Origin of the sequence: Streptomyces sp. NPDC052036, from assembly GCF_040680495.1 — a bacterium.
In the GTDB taxonomy this organism is placed as follows: Bacteria; Actinomycetota; Actinomycetes; order Streptomycetales; family Streptomycetaceae; genus Streptomyces.
This window is the reverse complement of record NZ_JBFAWW010000055.1, coordinates 1-19,341: the sequence shown is the minus strand read 5'-3', so window position 1 is coordinate 19,341 and position 19,341 is coordinate 1. Positions and strand designations below refer to the sequence as shown.

Genomic DNA, 19,341 nt, shown 5'->3' with positions numbered 1-19,341 from the left:
CCGCGCGGCGTGACGCCGCGCGGAACGCGGCGGGGGTCAGCTCGATTCGCGGTGCACGAGGCGCGCGCCGAGGACCTGGTGCACCTCCGGTACGCCACCGGGGTCGCGCACCACACGGTCGACCAGTTCCGCCAGCTCACGTCCGGACGGCAGTTCGATATGGACGGTGCTCAGCCTCGGCCGCAGCAGCCGGCCGAGCATCAGGTCGTCGGCACCGACCACGGCCGTCTCCCGCGGGATGTCCACGCCCTCGTCTTGCAGGGCGCGCATCAGCAGCATCGCGTATTCGTCGTTGTACGCGAAGACGGCGTCCAGGCCGAGTGAGCGCCAGCGCGCCGCGAGCCGGGCGGCGGACCCCTCCTGGTAGTCGAGGGGGAGCTCGGTGACGGTGGCGCCGGTACCGCGCAGGGCGCGCCGTACGCCTTCCAGCCGGGGCCTGGAGTAGAGCGCGAGGCCGGCCTCCAGCGGCAGGACGACGCCGACATTGCGACGGCCCCGGGCCAGCAGGTGCGCCCCGGCGCTGTGCCCCACTCCGTCGTGGTCCAGGAGCAGCGTGTGGGCGCCCTCGACCCGTTCGGGGCCCAGCGTGAGGACGGCGCGCGCGCCGGAGCGTTTGAGGACGTGCACGCCCTGCGGGCCGAGCCCGGCGCCGGGCACCAGGACCGCGACCGGCCGCAACTCCGCCCAGGCGCGGGCGGCTTCGTCGCCCTCCAGGCCGATACCGCCGTACTGCACGACGGTGTAGTCCAAACGGCTCAGGGCCCACTGGAGTTCGTTGATGAACTGGCTGTAGAGCGCACCCACCGGCACGTTCGGGGCGGGCATCAGCACCATACGGCTGTGCCCGGCGCGCAGGCTGCGGGCGGCGGCGTGCGGGACGTACCCGAGTTCCTCGGCGGCCTCGTGGACACGGCGCCGGGTGGGTTCGCTGATGCGTACCGCGCGGGTGTTGTTGAGGACGTACGAGACGGTCGCGCGCGAGACACCGGCCAGACGGGCCACATCGGCACTCGTCGGCACGGCGGGGGGTGCGGGAGACGAAGGGACGGGCTGTTTCGGTAGCTGCACCATGACGTACCGCATCTTGGCAGAACGGCCGCGCGGGCCGTCCTCCAGGGTGCGATCCCGGCCACAACCATCCTTTTCCCAGAGGAAGTTGGGCTACGGGTGCCCCATGACGGGATCACCGGTTACCGTGCGGTAGTCGACGTGCCCGCGGAGGTGTCCCCATGGTGTCGGACCGGATCGACGGGGCGGCCGAGTGCGCCCGCGCGCTCGCCGCCGGCGAGGTGACCTCCCGTGCGCTCGTCGAGCGCGCCCTGGCCCGGATCGAGGCGGCCCAGCCCTCGCTGAACGCGTTCCGGGTGGTGCGCGCCGAGGCCGCGCTCGCCGAGGCGGAGGCCGCCGACCGGGAACTCGCGGCCGGGGTGCGCAGGCCGCTGCTCGGGGTTCCGGTGGCCGTCAAGGACGACATGAACGTGGCGGGCGAACCCACCGCGTTCGGCTGCCCAGGCGCGTTCCCCCCGGTGGCCGAGGACAGCGAGGCGGTACGGCGGCTGCGGGCGGCCGGGGCCGTGATCGTCGGCAAGACCAACACCTGCGAGCTGGGGCAGTGGCCGTTCACCGAGGGACCCGCCTTCGGCGCCACCCGCAACCCCTGGCATCCGGACCACACCCCGGGCGGCTCCTCCGGCGGATCCGCGGCGGCGGTCGCCGCGGGCCTGGTGCCGGCCGCACTGGGCTCGGACGGCGCGGGTTCCATCCGCATCCCGGCCGGCTGGACCCATCTGATCGGCATCAAGCCGCAGCGGGGCCGGATCTCGACCTGGCCGCGCCCTGAGTCCTTCCAGGGGATCACAGTCAACGGCACGCTCGCCCGGACGGTCGCGGACGCGGCACTGCTCCTGGACGCGGTGAGCGGCAACCACCCTGGCGATCTGCACCGCCCGCCCGCGCTCGACGTCTCGACGGCAGTGGGCCGGGACCCGGGCCGGCTGCGGATCGCGCTCTCGCTGAAGCCGCCGTTCACCGCGGTGCCCGCCCGGCTCGACCCCCGGGTCCGGGCGCGCGTCCTCGCGCTCGCCGAGCGGCTGGCCGCGCTCGGGCACACGGTGGAGGAGGCGGAACCGCGGTACGGGCAGATCGGGCTGGCCTTTCTGCCGCGCGCGACCGCGGGGCTGGCCGAATGGGTGCGCGAGGCCCCCTTCCCGGAGTTGCTCGACCGGCGCACCCGCGACGCCGCGCGGCTGGGCCGCCTCCTCGGCGGGGCGCCGCTGCGTGCGGCGCGCCGGGCTGAGGCGGTGCTGCACCGGCGGGTGGGGGCGCTGTTCGCGTCGTACGACGTCGTCCTCGCGCCGACGACGGCCGCTCCCCCGCCGCGTATCGGGACGCTCGTGCACATGAACGGCTGGAACACCGATCGCGCGATGATCGCCGCCTGTCCGTACGCATGGCCGTGGAACGTGCTGGGCTGGCCGGGGGTCAATGTCCCCGCGGGCTTCGTGGGGGAAGGGCTCCCGGTGGGCGCCCAGTTGCTGGGCCCGGCGCACAGCGAGCCGCTTCTGGTGTCGCTGGCGGCCCAGTTGGAGGCGGATGTGCGGTGGTACGAGCGCCGTCCGCCGCGCCCGTCGGCCACCGATGCGCGGGCCGCGTAGGCGCGTTCGGGCCGTACCCTGTGACCATGGACGATGCGTCGATGGTGGGCCTGATGGGACGTGTCACCGGCTCCGTCGGACCCGGACTGGTCGGCGAAGTGATCGTTCGCGTGCGTGGCGGCGCCGAGCACTTCCTCGCGTATCCCGCGGACGGGCGGAGCCGGATGGAGCGGGGCACGGTGGTGATGGTGGTGGAGCACCTGCCGCCGCGGACCGTGTACGTCGAGGCGGTGTACGGCAGTTGAGCCCGTGAGCGCGCAGGTGAGAGCGCTCGCGTCAAGATTGCAACAAGGATCCGTCAGCGTCTTCACCCGGGTCTTGCGCGGGCGCACACTCCCTTCGTTCGGTGCCGACCCGGCACCAGGCAAAGGGGGCGTTTGCCGATGGTCATCGGCGTCGTCGCGGGGGCTGTTGTCCTCGCACTGGTCTTCATCGTTGTGGTCTTCAAGCTGATGTGGCGTGTCGCGGAGCCCAACGAAGCACTGATCATCTCCGGTTCGAAGCATCGGACCGAGGGTCTCGAGGAAGGCATGGGCTTCCGCATCGTCACGGGGCGCGGCACGTTGGTGCTGCCGGGTGTGCAGGCGGTGCGCAAGCTCTCGCTCGACCTCAACGAGACCGAACTGCAGGTGGACTGCGTGACCCACCAGGGCATTCCGCTGAAGGTGCGGGGCGTGGTCATCTTCAAGGTGGGCGACGACTTCGTGTCGATCGCCAACGCGGGCCGCCGCTTCCTCGACCAGCAGAGGCTGATGTCGGAGCGCGTGCACAACGTGTTCGCGGGTCATCTGCGGTCGATCGTCGGCGGTCTGACGGTCGAGGACATGATCCGCGACCGGGAGAAGCTCACCGGCCAGACCCGTGCCGCGTGCGGCACGGAGATGGAGAAACTGGGCCTGATCGTGGACTCGTTGCAGATCCACGAGATCGAGGACCCGACGGGCTACATCCAGAACCTCTCCATGCCGCACGCGGCGGCGGTGCAGCGGGACGCACGGATCGCGCAGGCGGAGGCGAATCGTCTCGCCACCGAGGCGGAGCAGCAGTCATACGCGCGGATGGCGCAGGCGACCCGGGACAGCGAGATCCTGCAGGCCGGCTATCAGGCAGAGCGCGACAAGGCGGGCGCGGCCGCCCGTCAGGCCGGTCCGCTCGCCGATGCGGCGGCCCGGCAGGAGGTCGTGGTCCAGGAGACCCGCGTCGCGGAGCTGGAGGCGCACCGGCGCGAACAGCAGCTCCAGGCGGACGTCCGCAAGCCCGCGGACGCCAAGGCGTACGAGAAGCGCACGCTGGCCGAGGCCGAGCGCGACGCGCGGATCTCGGCCGCGCAGGCCAAGGCGAAGGAGACCGAGCTGGCGGCGGCGGCCGAGGCGACCCGGGTGAAGGCGGCCGCGGGCGCCGAGGCGGAGGCGACCAAGACGCGTGGCGCCGCCGCGGCGCAGGCGACCCGTGCCACCGGTGAGGCGGAGGCGGCGGCAGCGCAGGCGAAGGGTCTCGCCGAGGCCGAGGCGACCCGCGCCCAGGGTCTGGCGGAGGCGGAGGCCATCAAGGCACGTGCCGCGGCCCTCGCCGAGAACCAGGAGGCCGTGGTCGCGCAGCAGCTGGCCGAGAAGTGGCCGGAGATCGTCCAGGCGGGTGCGTCCGCCTTCGGCAATGTCGACAACATGGTGTTGCTCAACGGCGCCGACGGCATGGCCGACGTGTTCGCCAAGGCCCTGACGATGGGCGGCACCGGCCTGGGGCTCGCCCGCCGGCTGCTGTCGTCGATGAACGACGGGGCGGCCGCGAACGGCGCTCCCGCGCCCACGCCCGCCGGACTCAACGGGTTCACCCCGCCGCGGCCGGAGAAGGTCACGGTGGAGGGGGACGAGGGCTGAGCCCGGGAGGCATCGGCCGGTAGGGCACCTCAAGGCCCGGGGCGTACGGCGATCGCTCGCCGTACGCCCCGGGCATGCAGGGGGCCCGGCGCCCGGCCCCCGGCGGGCAGTGCTGCCGCACCACCCCGCATCACCAGCTGGGTGCCGGACAGGCGCCATCGGTCCCTGCCAGGGCACCCGAAGGGCCGCCGCATACCGCCGCCCGTTGTCGCATCACAAGGCCCGGGCAAGCAAGCCGGGCCCGCCGTGCCGGCCGCCGGTCACGGGCCCCTCCAGATGTTGTCGAAGGCCGCCTTCTCGATGGCCCGCCGCTGTCGTACGGCGGTCAGTTCCGTCACCGCATCGTCGACGGCGGCCAGCACGGTCCCCGTCGAGCCCTCGGTGACCTCCGGGCCCTCCTCCGCCAGGGCGTCACGAATGCCGATGGTCGCCGCGAGCGTGGCGAGCACGGGCTCCCCGGCGGCCCATCGGTCCGCCGCCTGCCGGCGGGCCGGGGAGTCGGCCGGCGTGGCTTCGCCGGTGAAGGCGGGCAGCCAGCGGCGGCGCTGCCGGACGAGCAGGCCTTCCTCCTCGAACACGGCCAGATAGACCGAGGACAGTCCCTGGCCGCGGCGCCACAGCCAGTCCTCGACCGACTCGTACGGCGGTTGCCGCGACAGCGCCGCCGCGGCCTCCCGCAACAGGCGGTCGTCCGTCACCGGCGGGTCGCTCGGCGCGATGAGCACGCCGTCGAGGGTGAGGGCCCGTAGGTCCATCAGGTCCAACAGCTCGGCGCCCGCGAGTCCGAGCGACAGGTCACCCGGTTCGGCACGACGGCCGGGCGCGGCGTCCAGCGCGACGGTCAACAGGTCCCGTGCAGTGGCCATATGTGCCTCCACGACGCTTGCTCGACGATCTCCTGGACGGCCATCATGCCCGCGTTCTCGGGGTGGGGTGCCCCGCTCATCCCATCGCGCGTCCACGACCGCCGCATCCCGGCACCGCCGATCGGTCCCCCGGCCCGCGCCGTCCGGCGACGACCGGCCGCTGCGCCGCCCGTGCCGCAGCGGATGCACCCTCGGCGCGGCACGCCGATGCTGGAGGGAGGGGGAAGATCGGCAAGGAGGCCACGATGTCCATGATGGACAAGCTCAAGCAGATGCTGAAGGGGCACGGAGAGCGCATCGGCCAGGGACAGGACCGAGTCGGCCAAGCCGCCGACGACGCGATGTCCAACCGCCCCGCCGGACAGGCCGACAAGGGCCCGGACGCGCTCCGGGACCAGTTCCAGCCCCCGCGGGACCGGGACAACCCGCCGCAGTCGTAGCACGGTCGTAGCACGGGACGACCCACGCCAGTCGTCGCGCGGGGCAGCACGCCGCGGTCACCGCGCGCGGCGGGCGCGCGGCGGACGATCCCGATGTGGCCGCGCGGTCCCTGCCACCGGAGCGGCCCCGAGGCCCGGCTGACGGTGTCTCAGGTCGCCGTACCCGGTGGGAGCCCGCCCGCGGCCAGGCTCTACCGTGAGCCGCGTGACTGCCTCTACCGATGAAGACGTCCCCGGCCGCTACGGCCCCTCCGCGACCACCGAGGCCGACCCCCGGGCCGTGGGCCGGGTGCGGACCGAGTACTCCCCCGCGCACGACGGTGACCCCGACCCGGGGGAGATCGTCTGGACCTGGGTGCCGTTCGAGGAGAACGACGGGCGCGGCAAGGACCGCCCGGTGCTCGTGGTCGCCAGGGAGCCGGGCGGCACGCTGCTCGCCGTGCAGCTGTCCAGCAAGCGGCACGACGGCGACCGGGAGTGGGTGCCGATAGGCAGCGGCCCCTGGGACCGCTCGGGGCGTGACTCCTGGGCGGACGTGGACCGGGTGCTGCGGCTGCACGAGGACGGGATGCGGCGGGAGGCGTGCGCGCTGGACCGGATGCGCTTCAACCTCGTGGTGCACCGCCTGCGGGAGCGCTACGGCTGGTCCTGAGGTGCCGGGTCGGGCGGCAGGGGCCGGGTCAGGCCGCGCATACATCCGCGAATGTCCGTTCGAAAGCGGACCGTGTCGTCGTGCCGGGCGTGCGGTCCAGCACGGCGAAGACCACCTCGTCGAAGGAGCCCTCGAACCGTCCGGCGACCAGCAGTGCGTGGAACGCCCCGGCCACCTGCGCCGGTTCGTTGCGGAACACTCCGCAGCCCCATGCGCCCAGCACCAGGCGCCGGTAGCCGCAGGCCGCCGCCGTCTCCAGGACGCGCTCGGCACGGGTCGCCAGGGCGCGGGGCAGTTCGGCCGCGCGCTCCGGCGTCCGGCGCAGCACCACGCCCGCGTTCGGCGCGGCGGCGGTCAGGAAGCCCACCTGGTACGGCTCCTCAAGCAGTCGTCCACGGTCGTCGCGGAAGACCGGCACGGCCGGTGAATGGATCACGCGGTCCGTGTAGAAGAGGTCACGATCGGTGCGGTGGTGATCGTAGAACTCCCGGACCTCGCGGACGCACGCATACAGCGCGGAGGCGCGGCACAGGGCCTCCTCCTGGGCCTGCGCGCCGTTCAGGAACCCGCCGCCCGGATTCCTGGCGGAGGCGAAGTTGAGGACGGCCACCGGTTCACCCCAACGGTCCAGCAGGCGCCGGGCGGCTTCCAGACTGCTCTCCCCCGTCACCCCGAACGCCGTGGCCACCGGGCGCACCGGCGGCGTCTCCACCGGCCCCGGACCGTACATCCTCGTGCCGGCGCGGGCCGCCTCCGACGCCGCCGCGATGGCCACCGTACGTCCCTCCGACGTGCGGTAGGCACCCCGCTCGACGATCTCCTGTGTCTGCTGTGCGATCCCCCGCAGCCGCGTGCTCACGGCGCCACCCCCGTGGGCGCCGCGAGCACCTGGCGCGCGGTCGCCAGTGGCGCCGCGCCGATCTCCCCCGTCGTGCTCATGAACGCATGGTGAGCGATGCTGGTCCTACGTCGCAACAGAGTTTCCCGGCCCTCGGAACCACCGCTCCGGGCCTGCGAAACTGGGAGGAAGCAGTCCGCAAAGCTCCGCTGGGCACCCTTGTGCGAATGCACATGAGGGTCTTGGGTGGGACGAGCGACGCCGACCCGGTCTACCCGAATCCGGGCCGGCGGCATGGTGGAATCTCAGGAGGATCCCGACATGTCCGATTCGGTGAGTGACTGTACGGAGCCCCGCTCCGCGGTCACCGAAGCCGAGGTGGAGGCGCTGGTCCGCGGCATCTGTTTCAAGACCGGACCGCCTCGTACGCTCGGTGTCGAAGTGGAATGGTTCGTCCACGAGCTGCGCAGACCGTGGCTCCCGGCACCACCCGAACGTCTTCGCGCGGTGTACACCGCGCTGCGGACCCTGCCCCTGCGTTCGGCCCTCACTGTCGAACCGGGCGGGCAGCTGGAGCTCAGCTCCGCCCCCGCCGCCTCCCTCATGGAGTGCATAGGGTCCGTCTCCGCCGACCTCGATGCGGTCCGCGCCCTGCTGGCCGAGGCGGATCTCGCTCTCAGCGGTTACGGCCACGAGCCCTGGAACCCTCCGCGCCGCTTTCTGCGCGAGCCCCGCTACGACGCCATGGAGTGCTACCTCGACCGCACCGGTCCCGAGGGGCGGTCGATGATGTGCTCGTCGGCCTCCGTCCAGGTGTGCCTGGACGCGGGGTACGAGGAGCCCGGCCCCCTGGGGCACGGACGGCGCTGGTGGCTGGCGCACCAGCTGGGCGCGGTGCTGGTCGCCGCGTTCGCGCACTCACCGCTGTCCCGGGGCCGGCCGACGGGCTGGCGCTCGACACGGCAGTCCCTGTGGGCCGCCATGGATCCGGGACGCTCGGGCGCACCGCCCCTCGTGGGCGATGCCAGGGCCGCCTGGACCCGGCATGTGATGGACGCGCCCGTGATGTGCGTCCGCGGCGGGCCCGGCCCCTGGCATGTACCGGACGGCCTGACGTTCCGGGACTGGACCCGGTCCCAGGACCCCCCGGACCGCAGCGATCTCGACTACCACCTCACAACCCTGTTCCCTCCGATCCGGCCCCGCGGACATCTCGAACTCCGCATGATCGACGCACAGCCCGGCGACGACGGGTGGATCGTGCCGCTCGCCGTCACGACGGCGCTGTTCGACGATCCGGAGGCCGCCGAGACCGCGTACCGGATCGTCAAACCGCTGGCCGAGCGGGCGGGCTCGCAGCCGCCGCCGTGCAACACGCTGTGGGTGACCGCCGCGCGGGAGGGGCTGGCCGATCCGGAGCTGCACGAGGCCGCCGTCGCCTGCTTCGCGGCCGCGGCCGACGCGCTGCCCAGGCTCGGCGCCACCGACGACGTTCAGGAGGCCGTCGCGGAGTTCACCGACCGCTATGTGGCCCGGGGCCGCTGCCCCGCCGACGATCTGCTGCTCCGGTTCCAGGGGAAGGACACCCGTTCCGACGGGGACGACACCCTGTTCCACGGGAAGGACACGCACTCATGACCGACGCCCGGTCACCGATCGACCCCGGCACGCTGCGGGAACGCGCACTGGACGCACTGACCGCGGCGCGCGACCGCACCGCGCTCCTGACCACCTGTGTGGACGACCCCGAGCTCACCGCCCAGCACTCCCCGCTGATGTCGCCGCTGGTCTGGGACCTCGCGCACATCGGCAACCAGGAGGAGCTGTGGCTGCTGCGCGCGGTCGCCGGTCGCGAGGCCATGCGACCTGAGATAGACGGGCTGTACGACGCCTTCGAGCATCCGCGTGCCGAGCGGCCCTCGCTGCCGCTGCTGCCGCCCGACGAGGCCCGCCGCTATGCCTCGGAGGTGCGGGGAAGGGCCCTGGACGTACTGGAGAGCACGCCCTTCGAGGGACACCGGCTGACGGAGGCGGGCTTCGCCTTCGGCATGATCGCCCAGCACGAACAGCAGCACGACGAGACCATGTTGATCACCCATCAGTTGCGCCGGGGCCCGCAGGCGCTCACCGCCCCGGACCCGGCCCCCGCGCCGCCGTACACGGGCCCGTCCGAAGTCCTCGTGCCGGCCGGGCCGTTCACCATGGGCACCTCGGCCGAGCCCTGGGCGCTGGACAACGAACGGCCCGCGCACCAGCGGGAGGTGGCGGCGTTCTTCATCGACGTCCTGCCCGTGACGAACGCCGCGTACGAGGCGTTCATCGAGGACGGGGGCTACGGCGACGAGCGCTGGTGGACGCCCGAGGGCTGGGCCCATGTGCGCACCCATGACCTGAAGGCGCCGCTGTTCTGGCACCGCGAGGGCGGCCAGTGGCTGCGGCGGCGCTTCGGCGTCACCGAGGTCGTACCGCCCGACGAGCCCGTTCTGCATGTGTGCTGGTACGAGGCGGACGCGTACGCGCGCTGGGCGGGGCGTCGGCTGCCCACCGAGGCCGAGTGGGAGAAGGCGGCCCGCCACGACCCGGCCTCTGGCCGCTCCCGGCGCTACCCGTGGGGCGACGCCGACCCGACGCCCGAGCACGCGAACCTCGGGCAGCGCCATCTGCGTCCGGCACCGGTCGGCAGCTATCCGGCGGGCGCGTCCGCGTTCGGCGTACGGCAGTTGATCGGGGACGTGTGGGAGTGGACGTCGAGCGACTTCGCGCCCTACCCGGGGTTCACGGCGTTCCCGTACAAGGAGTACTCGGAGGTGTTCTTCGGTCCCGAGTACAAGGTGCTGCGGGGCGGTTCGTTCGCCGTGGACGCGGTGGCCTGCCGGGGTACGTTCCGCAACTGGGACCACCCGGTCCGGCGGCAGATCTTCTCGGGCTTCCGCACCGCCAGGGACGCGTGATGTGCCGTCATCTCGCCTGTCTGGGACCCGAGGAGCCGCTCGGGCAGGTCCTCATGGAGCCCCCGCACAGCCTGTACCGGCAGGCGTGGGAACCACGGCGGCAGCAGCACGGGTGCGTCAACGCCGACGGGTTCGGGGTCGGCTGGTACGCCGCGGGCGACCCCGTGCCGGCGCGCTATCGCAGGGCCGGTCCCATCTGGGCGGACGCCTCCCTCGACGATCTGGCGCGGGTCGTGCGCTCCGGTGCGGTCCTGGCCGCGGTGCGCGACGCGACCCGGAGCGACCCCGATCTGGAGGCCGCGGCGGCGCCGTACGCCGGGGACAGATGGCTGTTCAGCCACAACGGGGCCGTCGGCGGATGGCCGGACTCGATGGCCCGACTCGCCGGTTCACTGCCGCCGGTGGAGCTGCTCTCCCTGGAGGCGCGCTGCGACTCGGCGTTCGTGTGGGCGCTGCTGCTGAACCGGCTGCGCGCCGGTATCGAGGACGGTAAGGCGATGGCGGACACCGTGCTGGAGGTCGCCTCGGCGGCGCCCGGTTCCCGTCTGAATCTGCTGATCACCGACGGCGCGTCGATCACCGCGACCGCGTGGGGCGACACGCTGTGGTATCTCACCGGACCTGGCGACCGCGTCGTCGTGGCCTCCGAATCGTACGACGACGATCCGCGCTGGCGGGAGGTGCCCGACCGCACCCTGCTGTCGGCCACCCGCACCGACGTTCTGCTGATCCCGCTCAAGGACCCGCGCGACGACATGGCGCCCGCACCATCCGAGGAGTCCCGCTCGTGAGCCCGTTCCTTGTCACCCGCACCCTGCCCGAGGACGCCACCGAGGCCGCGCTGCGCGCCGATGTGCTGCACGGGCTGACGAACACGCCGAAGACACTCCCGCCGAAGTGGTTCTACGACGCGCACGGCAGCGAGTTGTTCGAAAAGATCACCGAGTTGCCGGAGTACTATCCGACGCGCGCCGAGCGGGAGATCCTGATCGCCCGCTCCGCGGAGATCGCGGCCGCGACCGGCGCCCGGACGCTGGTCGAGCTGGGCTCCGGCTCCTCCGAGAAGACCCGCCATCTGCTCGACGCGCTGACCCGACTGCGCACCTATGTGCCGGTGGACGTCAGCGAGAGCGCGCTGACCCAGGCGGGACACGCGCTGATCGCGGAGCGGCCCCGGCTCGACGTCCACGCCCTGATCGCCGACTTCACCGCGGAGTTCAGCCTGCCGGACACGCCCGGGCCGCGGCTCGTGGCGTTCCTGGGCGGCACGGTCGGCAATCTGCTGCCCGCCGAACGGGCGGCGTTCCTCGGCTCCGTACGGGCGCTGCTGTCGCCCGGGGACGCGCTGCTGCTCGGCACCGATCTGGTGAAGGACGAGTCGGTGCTGGTCGCGGCATACGACGACGCGGCCGGCGTGACCGCCGAGTTCAACAAGAACGTGCTGGCCGTGGTCGACCGAGAACTGGGCGCCGACTTCGACCCGGACGCGTTCGACCATGTGGCCCTGTGGGACGCCGACCACGAGTGGATCGAGATGCGGCTGCGCGCGCGGACGGCCCAGACCGTGAAGATCCCCGCGCTGGACCTGGCGGTGGTCTTCGCGGACGGGGAGGACCTGCGCACCGAGGTGTCGGCGAAGTTCCGCGAGGACGGTGTCCGGCGTGAACTCTCCTCGGCCGGACTTGAGTTGACGCACTGGTGGACGGACACGGAGGGGAGGTTCGCCCTCTCGTTGAGCGTGGCGCGCTGACGCCGACGACCCCATGCGATGCGGCCCCCTCGCCTCTTGGGCGAGGGGGCCGCGGGGGATGCGGGGGTGTCGCGCCCCGGTGGGCGGGTCCTAGGCGCGGTGGTACTGCACCGGGGAAGCGACCTCGCCACCGAGCTCCTGGGCGGCGTGGCGCGCCCAGTACGGGTTGCGGAGGAGTTCACGGGCCAGCAGAACGGCGTCCGCCTTGCCCGAGGCGATGATCTCCTGGGCCTGGGCGGGCTCGGTGATCATGCCCACGGCCGCGACCGGCAGCTCGGTCTCACTGCGGACCCGGTCGGCGAAGGGGACCTGATAGCCGGGGCCGGTCACGATCTTCGCGTCGGGGACGTTGCCGCCGGTGGAGACATCCAGCAGGTCCACGCCACGGGCGTGGAGTTCCTTGGCGAACCGGACGGTGTCGTCGGCGGTCCAGCCCTCCCGGTCGTCCTCGGGGTTCTCCGTGAGCCAGTCGGTGGCGGAGATCCGGAAGAAGAGCGGCAGCTCCTCGGGCCACACGGCGCGCACGGCGTCGACGACTTCGAGGGCGAAGCGGGTACGGCCCTCGAACGAGCCGCCGTACTCGTCGGTGCGGTGGTTGCTGTGGGGCGAGAGGAACTGGTGGATCAGGTAGCCGTGGGCGCCATGGATCTCGGCGATCTCGAAGCCGGCCGCGCGCGCCCGCTCGGCGGCGTCGGCGAACTCCTGGACGATGCCACGGATGCCGTCCGCGGTGAGTTCGTCGGGGGTCGTCGACGTCTCGCCGAAGGGAAGAGCACTGGGACCGACCGGGGTCCAGCCGTGGGGCTCGTCGGGCGCGATCGGGCGGCCACGGTCCACCCAGGTACGTTCGGTGGACGCCTTCCGACCGGCGTGGGCCAGCTGGATACCGGAAACAGTGCCCTGCGTCTTCAGGAACGCGGTGATGCGCCGGAAGGCGTCGACCTGCGTGTCGTTCCAGATGCCCAGGTCATAGGGAGAGATGCGACCGTCGGGGCTGACGGCCGTGGCCTCGGTGATGATCAGGCCGGTTCCACCGGAGGCACGCGCGGCAAGGTGAGTGAAGTGCCAGTCCGTCGGGACGCCCGCCGCTGCGCCCTCCGGCGCCGCACTGTACTGGCACATCGCCGCCATCCAGATGCGGTTGGGGATGGTCAGTGACCTGACGCTGTAGGGGGTGAAGAGGGAGGTCAACGCGAAAACTCCTCGTTGCGTGGCCCGGAATGGGTCGCCGTGTGGACGACACCCATAATTGCATGCGCACGCATTTTATTCCCTCTGCCACTAACCGCGCATGCAACTAATTGCAGGCGTCCGGCATCGCGGACCGGCACTCGGTGCGGCACGGTGGAGTGACGTGTGACACCCGTCACTCGGAGAGGAGCACCCGCATGACCAACAACACCTACCGGGTCACCGAGATCGTCGGCAGCTCGCCCGAGGGCGTGGACCAGGCCGTACGCAACGCCATCTCCCGCGCCTCACAGACCCTGCGCAACCTGGACTGGTTCGAGGTCACGCAGGTCAGGGGCCGGATCGAGAACGGGCAGATCGAGCACTACCAGGTCGGTCTGAAGGTGGGCTTCCGCCTGGACGGCGGCGAGTAGCCCGGCCCCTCTCACGTACGCCCCTCCCGCTCCTGAGCGTCCCTCAGCGCGGCGGAAGGGGATGCCCAGCGGGCACGTACGACCGTGAAGCCCGCCCGTTCGGCGTCCTGGCAGACGAGCTCGTCGTCATCGACAAGCATCCGGACCTCGCGCCCCTGGGCCAGCCCACGGAGCGCTTCCAGCTTGGTGACACGGGCGGGCCTGCGGTCACCGTCGGCCCGCATGTACAGCCGCCCTTCGGGCAGTCCGTGAGCGGCGAGCCAGTCGAGCGTGTCACGCCGGCAGCGCGCGGGCCGTCCGGTCAGATAGACCAGCTCGCACTCCTCGGCGGTCCGCAGCGCGAGAGTGACGCCCTCGGCCAGCGGCGGATCCTGCGGCGCGGCGGCGAAGAACGCCGCCCAGTCACGCGGCCTCCGCTCCAGGAAGCGCTGCCGGTGCGCGGTGTCGGCGAGGGTGTTGTCGAGATCGAAGACGGCGACCGGCCCGCTGCTGTTCGTCACCGGCCCACTCTACGAAGACCCCCACGGCGCCGGAGCACACGCCCCCGCGGCCGACCGGCGGGGATGCCAGGGGGCACACACCGAGGGCGCGCACGCCCCCCAAGTCCGCGTGCACAGCGGCCGTATGCCCCGGATGGCGCAGTGCGGGCGCGAGCCGTTCCGCGAGGCTCCACTCACCTGGTTCAGCACTAGGTCACGACAGATTCTCGTACAGCAGTGGTATATGACCCAGCTATGGCCAAACCTCACGTTGCGGACCGTATGCCGATAACGCAGGGTCAAGGTGTGAGCGCACTCTCGCCCGCCCCCGCCGCCGACACCCGGGCGGGGGGCACAGACCGTCGCGTCCGCCTTCCCTTCCGAACCCGGCTACTGCCCGGTGCCGCACCGGCTCTCGCCCTGTTCGCCGCCATCCGTCTCACGGGGCTCGCGGCGATCGCGCTGGCGAACCACTACATGGGCCATCCGCTGCTCAAGGGGCTGGCGCACTCGTGGGACTCCCGCTGGTATCTGCACATCGCCCAGCACGGCTACGGCACCCAGACCCATGTCCTGGCCACCACCGGCGCCGTGCAACGCGACTGGGCGTTCTTCCCGCTGTACCCAGCACTCATCCGAGTCGTGTACACCGTCCTGCCCCTCACTCCGGGCGCCGCCGCCCTGCTGGTCGCCTGGAGCGCCGCGGCGGTGGCCGCGTACGGCATCTACACGATCGGCTACCGCCTGTACGGCCGCGCGGTCGCCACCGCGCTCGTCGGCGTGTGGGCCGCGATGCCCCACTCCGTCGTCCTCGACATCGCCTACACGGAGCCCCTGCTCACCGCGCTCGCCGCCTGGTCCCTGTACGCGGTGCTCACCAGACGCTGGCTGTGGGCCGGTGTGCTGGCCGCGCTGGCCGGGCTGTCGCGGCCCACGGGGTTCGCCGTGGCCGCGGCGGTGGGTGCCGTGGCGATCCAGGAGATCGTCAGACGGCGCGGCCGGGTGCCCGTCGGACTGTGGGTCGGCACCGCGATCGCGCCCCTCGGCTGGGTGGGCTTCGTCCTGTGGGTAGGTGCTCATACGGGTGATCTGTTCGGCGGCTACTTCACGGTGCAGCGGGCCTGGGACTCCCGCTTCGACTTCGGTGTCGGCTCCCTGCACTTCCTCAAGGGGCTGCTCGCACACGGCGGCCGGGCCGTCTACCCGCTGGCTCTGGTCATCGTCGTGGCGGCCGTCCTGCTGTTCTGTCTGCTGTGCCTCGACGGCGCCCCGCTGGCGCTGATCGTCTTCGCGGGCGTGCTCGTACTGATCACGATCGGCGGCTCGGGCCCGTACGCCTCGAAGCCGCGCTTCCTGCTGCCCGCCTTCCCCCTGCTCATCCCGCTCGCACGCGGCCTCGCGCGCAGCTGGCGGCTGCGCCCGAAACACGCCCTGCTGATCGGTGCCACCCTCGCCGTCGCCTCCGTGGCCTACGGCACCTATCTGCTGACCGCCGGCCACACTCCGCTGTGAGCCCGGGGCCCCTGGCCTGGGCGTGACGGCGACCGCACCCGGGCGGGGAACTCTCCCGTCGCCGTCTCGGGCCGGTCAGGACGGGTACTCGGGCGGAGCCGCTACTCCCTGAGGAGATGACTCGGATGCTGTTCCTCGGACTGCTTCTTCTCGCGGCCACCGTCGCCTTCACCGCTCTGGCGATCGCAGGCAATCTCACCGGCGGCCCCGACTACACCGTGTCCGTGCTGGATCATCACATCGCCACCCTCAACGTCCTCGCCGTGTTCGCCTCCGGCCTCGCCCTGGCCCTTCTGTTCTGCCTGGGCCTGGCCACCGCGGTGACCGCGGCGACGCACCGGCACGGCACACGGCCGCCGCGAATACGGCGTGGCGGCGCGATCGACGAGCGAACCGGACCCGACACCCGGCTGTGAGGCGCCGGCCTCAGCAGTTCGGTTCGGCCCTGCTGATGTCCGCGAGGGCGGACCTCGGATCCTCCGTGGCGGCGAGGTCGCCGAGGCTGACGATGCCGACCGGGCACCCGCCGCTCTCGACGACGGGGAGCCTGCGCACGGCGTGCCGGCGCATCAGCTCGACCGCGTGGTCGGTGGTGTCGTCGGGCGAGAGGGTGATCACGGGTGGACGGGTGCACACCGAGCCCGCGGTCACCGTGTCCGGGTCGCGGTCCCCGGCGACGGCCCGGACCACGATGTCGCGGTCGGTGAGCACGCCGAACAGATCGCGGTCGTAGGTCACCAGGACATCGCCGACGTCCTGCTCGCGCATCAGGCGGGCCACCCGGGCCACCGAGGTCATCGGCTCGACGGCGACCGCGCCACGGGACATCACGTCACGTACCTGCCTGCTCATGGGAACCTCCCGGATCGTCTTGTCTGCCTACGCCGGTTCCTCACCCGGCGGGGCCCGGCTCGGCGGCGGCACGCCAGCCGGTCCAGCGCCGGACGGCGACCACGACCACCGGTCCGTCCGGCGGCATCTCCCGGTACTGGGGGTACTTCCGGGTCAGCAGAGCCAGGGCCGCCGCGTACTCCTCACAGTCCTGCGCCGCGGGCGCACCGGGCGGCAGTATCCGCGCGCCTCCGTCGGCCCGTACCCACCACAGCCGCTCCCAGTCCTCGTCGTACGCGTCCGCGAGCAGACAGACGGCCGGCTGGACCGCGATGTTGTGCAGCCGCTTCAACCGCTGGGACTGTTTGGGCTTGTGGTCGACCGCCATGACGATGCCGTCGTCGCCGCGCCGTGCGAACACCACCGGTACGAGATGGGGCCGTCCCGAGGAGTCCACGGTCGCAAGACGCGCCACCCGGGCGTCCGTGAACCGGCGCCGTGCCTCGTCCTCGGGCATGCTGGGCACCGTCCGGCCCTCCTTCCCCGTACATCGGTGGCCGATGTCCCCGGGTACCCGGCGTCCGCTTTCCTACACGATCACCGTGCCCTCCGGCCCGCCGCCGCCCGGTCCGGATGTCGGGCCCGGGGCCGCGGGGCAGACTGGGGGCAGCGTGGAAGGACAGATCCGTGCTTCACGGGCCGCCCGGCAAGGAGGCCGTCGTGGAATGCGACGTGATCGTGGAGATCCCGCAGGGGTCGCGCAACAAGTACGAGATGGACCACGTACTGCACCGCCTCCGCCTGGACCGGATGCTGTTCACCTCCACGTAGTATCCGGCCGACTACGGCAACATCGACCACACCCTGGGCCGGGACGGCGACCCGCTCGACGCCCTCGTCCTGGTCGGCGACCCCACCTTCCCCGGCTGTGTGATCGAGTGCCGTGCCGTCGGCATGTTCGTGATGAAGGACGAGAAGGGACCCGACGAGAAGGTCCTCTGCGTCCCGGCGCACGATCCGCGCTACGCCTCCGTACAGGACATCGGCGACGTACCCACCTTCGACCGGCTGGAGATCACCCACTTCTTCGAGGTCTACAAGGACCTGGAGCCCGGCAAGTCGGTGGAGGGTTCCCACTGGGAGGGGCGCGACCGGACGTATGCGGAGATCGACGCCGCCCGGCGGCGCGCCACCGAGCGGGGAGGGACGACACCCTGAGGGCCGATCCCCCCTCCGTCTCCGGGACGCGCGCCCACACCTGGGACTTGCCGGGCGGCAGCACGTCGTCTAACGCCGCGTCCGTAGGCGGTGGTTCAGCCGCAGGCGCCCTGCCGTGCACGGGGAAGCACCGTGACACGACGGAAGTTGCAGTCCTCGCGAGGAAGGCCTTCCGGCAGGGGGCGGGCCTGGTGGGCATGCAGCGCCGCGCTGACCAGGCTCAACAGCAGGTCGACATCGGTGTCACAGTCCAGGCGGACGGTCACCCAGCGCGAGCCGGGCACCATGCGGATGGCCGTCGACCCGGCGAGGTCACCGGAGAAGCGCCGCAGGGCGCCGCTGGTCAGGTGCAGGTCCGCCTCATGGTCCGTGTGGAAGTGGACGATCTCGCTGTGCCGGGAGCGGAGTGCCCGCCCGGTGCCGCAACTGGCCGGCTCCGCCGTAAGGTCGGGCCAGACCGTGAGTCGCTCCAGGGCGCGCTGGGCCAGAGTCATGTGCCCATCGTCGCCTTCTCATTCCCCGTCCACCAGAGGTTGAGGGTTCCGTAACCGGGACGTGAGGTTACCTACCGAGACGGCGCTGTCCTCTGACGCGCGAAAGGGGCTGATGGCCCCGGCCTGACGCGGGGAGGCGGACCGGGGCTCCCGACCGACGCTACGCCGGTCCACACCGCCCTTCGGAGACTTGGTGACGCGACGTTGACGGCGATACGGCCGATGCTGACGCGTTGTTGACGCGTCCGTGCGGGCGCGTCAGCGGGGCGGAGATCACTGCTCGAAGCGATAGCCCATCCCGGGCTCGGTGATGAGGTGGCGGGGGTGCGAGGGGTCGCGCTCCAGTTTGCGCCGCAGTTGGGCCAGGTAGACCCGCAGGTAGTTGGTCTTGTTGCTGCCCGTCACCCCCCAGACCTCCTGCAGCAGATACCTCTGGGTGACCAGCCGCCCCGGGTTGGTGACCAGGATCTCCAGCAGATGCCACTCGGTCGGGGTGAGCCGCACTTCACGGCCGTCCCGTACCGCCTTCTTGGCCAGCAGATCGATGGTGAAGTCCTCGGTCGTGACCCGGTCCGTCCGGGGGGCGGGCAGACCCTGGTCCGAGCGGCGGACGGCGGCCCGCAGCCGGGCCAGCAACTCGTCCATGCCGAACGGCTTGGTGATGTAGTCGTCGGCGCCCGCGTCGAGTGCGGCCACCTTCTCGCCTGAGGCCTGACGGGCCGACAGCACCAGGATCGGCACCCGGGTCCAGCCGCGCAGCGCCCTGATGACGTCGACGCCCTCCATGTCGGGCAGCCCGAGATCGAGCAGGACCGCATCGGGCCGGTGGACCGCGGCCAGGCTCAGGGCGGTCGCGCCGTCGGGGGCCGCGTGCACTTCGTACCGGCGGGCCTGCAAGTTGATGACGAGGGCACGGACGATGTGGGGGTCGTCCTCCACCACCAGCACCCGGCTCATGGGCCTGCGCCTCTCCTTTCGTACGGGATCACCGATACCGGCGGCGGTCGACCGGTACGACGAAGGCGGGAGCCGGCGGCTCCGGAGCATCTCCGGGCCGCCGACTCCCGTAGGGGCCATGCGCCCTCAGTGCTTGGCTGTGAGGTCCTTGAGTGCGATGTTGAGCTCCAGGACGTTGACGCGGGGTTCGCCGATGAAGCCGAGGGTGCGGCTGGCCG

The 19,341-nt window shown here is 72.1% G+C and carries 22 protein-coding genes and 1 pseudogene; 13 read left to right on the top strand and 10 right to left on the bottom strand.

Annotated features, from left to right (window positions below; all coding sequences use genetic code 11):
- Nucleotides 1-36 precede the first annotated feature (36 nt).
- Nucleotides 37-1,071 carry a LacI family DNA-binding transcriptional regulator gene (locus tag AB0L95_RS38940; RefSeq protein ID WP_365170913.1) on the bottom strand — a complete coding sequence of 345 codons (1,035 nt, stop codon included), beginning with the start codon at nucleotides 1,069-1,071 and terminating at the stop codon, nucleotides 37-39.
- Nucleotides 1,072-1,229: 158 nt separating this feature from the next.
- Between AB0L95_RS38940 and AB0L95_RS38935 the strand changes: the two genes are divergently transcribed.
- The 3 genes from AB0L95_RS38935 (at nucleotide 1,230) to AB0L95_RS38925 (ending at nucleotide 4,531) form a co-directional block, all read left to right on the top strand.
- Entirely contained in the window at nucleotides 1,230-2,654 is a 1,425-nt protein-coding gene (locus AB0L95_RS38935) for an amidase (RefSeq protein ID WP_365170911.1), read from the top strand.
- 26 nt (nucleotides 2,655-2,680) lie between these two features.
- Nucleotides 2,681-2,899, top strand: a complete 219-nt coding sequence (locus AB0L95_RS38930; protein WP_365170909.1) for a hypothetical protein — start codon at nucleotides 2,681-2,683, stop codon at nucleotides 2,897-2,899.
- Nucleotides 2,900-3,037: 138 nt separating this feature from the next.
- On the top strand, nucleotides 3,038-4,531 hold the full coding sequence (locus AB0L95_RS38925; RefSeq protein WP_365170907.1) for an SPFH domain-containing protein: 1,494 nt from the start codon (nucleotides 3,038-3,040) through the stop codon (nucleotides 4,529-4,531).
- Nucleotides 4,532-4,791: 260 nt separating this feature from the next.
- On the opposite strand, the gene AB0L95_RS38920 is transcribed toward AB0L95_RS38925, so the two are convergent.
- Nucleotides 4,792-5,397: a GPP34 family phosphoprotein gene (locus tag AB0L95_RS38920; RefSeq protein ID WP_365170905.1), complete on the bottom strand. Its 606-nt coding sequence runs from the start codon at nucleotides 5,395-5,397 to the stop codon at nucleotides 4,792-4,794.
- Between the two features lie 245 nt (nucleotides 5,398-5,642).
- Here AB0L95_RS38920 and AB0L95_RS38915 point away from each other — a divergent pair, with 245 nt between their 5' ends.
- A complete protein-coding gene (locus AB0L95_RS38915) occupies nucleotides 5,643-5,837 on the top strand; it encodes an antitoxin (protein ID WP_365170903.1) in 195 nt (64 codons plus the stop codon).
- 205 nt (nucleotides 5,838-6,042) lie between these two features.
- Nucleotides 6,043-6,489: a type II toxin-antitoxin system PemK/MazF family toxin gene (locus AB0L95_RS38910; protein WP_365170901.1), complete on the top strand. Its 447-nt coding sequence runs from the start codon at nucleotides 6,043-6,045 to the stop codon at nucleotides 6,487-6,489.
- A gap of 28 nt (nucleotides 6,490-6,517) precedes the next feature.
- On the opposite strand, the gene AB0L95_RS38905 is transcribed toward AB0L95_RS38910, so the two are convergent.
- Nucleotides 6,518-7,348 (bottom strand): TIGR02452 family protein, encoded by an 831-nt coding sequence (locus AB0L95_RS38905; RefSeq protein ID WP_365170899.1) that lies wholly within the window; start codon nucleotides 7,346-7,348, stop codon nucleotides 6,518-6,520.
- Nucleotides 7,349-7,648: 300 nt separating this feature from the next.
- On the opposite strand from AB0L95_RS38905, the gene egtA reads away from it, so the two are divergent.
- The 4 genes from egtA to egtD are packed head-to-tail and all read left to right on the top strand — an operon-like array spanning nucleotide 7,649 to nucleotide 12,028.
- On the top strand, nucleotides 7,649-8,965 hold the full coding sequence (gene egtA, locus AB0L95_RS38900) for an ergothioneine biosynthesis glutamate--cysteine ligase EgtA (RefSeq protein WP_365170897.1): 1,317 nt from the start codon (nucleotides 7,649-7,651) through the stop codon (nucleotides 8,963-8,965).
- A complete protein-coding gene (gene egtB / locus AB0L95_RS38895; protein ID WP_365170895.1) occupies nucleotides 8,962-10,278 on the top strand; it encodes an ergothioneine biosynthesis protein EgtB in 1,317 nt (438 codons plus the stop codon). Before egtA ends, egtB begins: the two co-directional genes overlap by 4 nt.
- Nucleotides 10,278-11,069, top strand: coding sequence for an ergothioneine biosynthesis protein EgtC (gene egtC / locus AB0L95_RS38890; protein WP_365170893.1), 792 nt, complete (start codon nucleotides 10,278-10,280; stop codon nucleotides 11,067-11,069). Before egtB ends, egtC begins: the two co-directional genes overlap by 1 nt.
- Nucleotides 11,066-12,028, top strand: coding sequence for an L-histidine N(alpha)-methyltransferase (gene egtD, locus AB0L95_RS38885; protein WP_365170891.1), 963 nt, complete (start codon nucleotides 11,066-11,068; stop codon nucleotides 12,026-12,028). The genes egtC and egtD overlap by 4 nt, the downstream gene beginning before the upstream one ends.
- 90 nt (nucleotides 12,029-12,118) lie before the next feature.
- Here the strand turns inward: egtD and AB0L95_RS38880 are convergent, their stop codons facing one another.
- On the bottom strand, nucleotides 12,119-13,219 hold the full coding sequence (locus AB0L95_RS38880) for an NADH:flavin oxidoreductase/NADH oxidase (RefSeq protein WP_365170889.1): 1,101 nt from the start codon (nucleotides 13,217-13,219) through the stop codon (nucleotides 12,119-12,121).
- 197 nt (nucleotides 13,220-13,416) lie between these two features.
- Here AB0L95_RS38880 and AB0L95_RS38875 point away from each other — a divergent pair, with 197 nt between their 5' ends.
- Nucleotides 13,417-13,632: a dodecin gene (locus tag AB0L95_RS38875; protein WP_365170887.1), complete on the top strand. Its 216-nt coding sequence runs from the start codon at nucleotides 13,417-13,419 to the stop codon at nucleotides 13,630-13,632.
- Nucleotides 13,633-13,643: 11 nt separating this feature from the next.
- Here the strand turns inward: AB0L95_RS38875 and AB0L95_RS38870 are convergent, their stop codons facing one another.
- Nucleotides 13,644-14,132: a hypothetical protein gene (locus AB0L95_RS38870; protein WP_365170885.1), complete on the bottom strand. Its 489-nt coding sequence runs from the start codon at nucleotides 14,130-14,132 to the stop codon at nucleotides 13,644-13,646.
- A gap of 285 nt (nucleotides 14,133-14,417) precedes the next feature.
- Between AB0L95_RS38870 and AB0L95_RS38865 the strand changes: the two genes are divergently transcribed.
- Both AB0L95_RS38865 and AB0L95_RS38860 read left to right on the top strand, forming a co-directional pair.
- On the top strand, nucleotides 14,418-15,623 hold the full coding sequence (locus AB0L95_RS38865; protein ID WP_365170883.1) for a hypothetical protein: 1,206 nt from the start codon (nucleotides 14,418-14,420) through the stop codon (nucleotides 15,621-15,623).
- 116 nt (nucleotides 15,624-15,739) lie between these two features.
- Nucleotides 15,740-16,039 (top strand): hypothetical protein, encoded by a 300-nt coding sequence (locus tag AB0L95_RS38860; RefSeq protein ID WP_365170881.1) that lies wholly within the window; start codon nucleotides 15,740-15,742, stop codon nucleotides 16,037-16,039.
- Nucleotides 16,040-16,049: 10 nt separating this feature from the next.
- On the opposite strand, the gene AB0L95_RS38855 is transcribed toward AB0L95_RS38860, so the two are convergent.
- Together AB0L95_RS38855 and AB0L95_RS38850 are read right to left on the bottom strand one after the other, a co-directional pair.
- On the bottom strand, nucleotides 16,050-16,475 hold the full coding sequence (locus AB0L95_RS38855) for a CBS domain-containing protein (RefSeq protein ID WP_365170879.1): 426 nt from the start codon (nucleotides 16,473-16,475) through the stop codon (nucleotides 16,050-16,052).
- A gap of 40 nt (nucleotides 16,476-16,515) precedes the next feature.
- Nucleotides 16,516-16,980 carry a TIGR03668 family PPOX class F420-dependent oxidoreductase gene (locus AB0L95_RS38850; protein WP_365170877.1) on the bottom strand — a complete coding sequence of 155 codons (465 nt, stop codon included), beginning with the start codon at nucleotides 16,978-16,980 and terminating at the stop codon, nucleotides 16,516-16,518.
- Nucleotides 16,981-17,174: 194 nt separating this feature from the next.
- Here AB0L95_RS38850 and AB0L95_RS38845 point away from each other — a divergent pair.
- Nucleotides 17,175-17,672 (top strand): annotated as a pseudogene (locus AB0L95_RS38845) (inorganic diphosphatase).
- Nucleotides 17,673-17,767: 95 nt separating this feature from the next.
- Here AB0L95_RS38845 and AB0L95_RS38840 read toward each other — a convergent pair.
- The 3 genes from AB0L95_RS38840 to AB0L95_RS38830 all read right to left on the bottom strand — a co-directional run.
- Entirely contained in the window at nucleotides 17,768-18,166 is a 399-nt protein-coding gene (locus tag AB0L95_RS38840) for a luciferase family protein (RefSeq protein ID WP_365170875.1), read from the bottom strand.
- Between the two features lie 273 nt (nucleotides 18,167-18,439).
- The gene (locus tag AB0L95_RS38835) at nucleotides 18,440-19,123 is read right to left on the bottom strand and encodes a response regulator (protein WP_365170873.1); all 684 of its coding nucleotides are present in this window, start codon (nucleotides 19,121-19,123) and stop codon (nucleotides 18,440-18,442) included.
- A gap of 126 nt (nucleotides 19,124-19,249) precedes the next feature.
- Nucleotides 19,250-19,341, bottom strand: a 92-nt coding sequence (locus AB0L95_RS38830) for a potassium-transporting ATPase subunit C (protein ID WP_365170938.1), incomplete at its 5' end; no start/stop codon positions are given.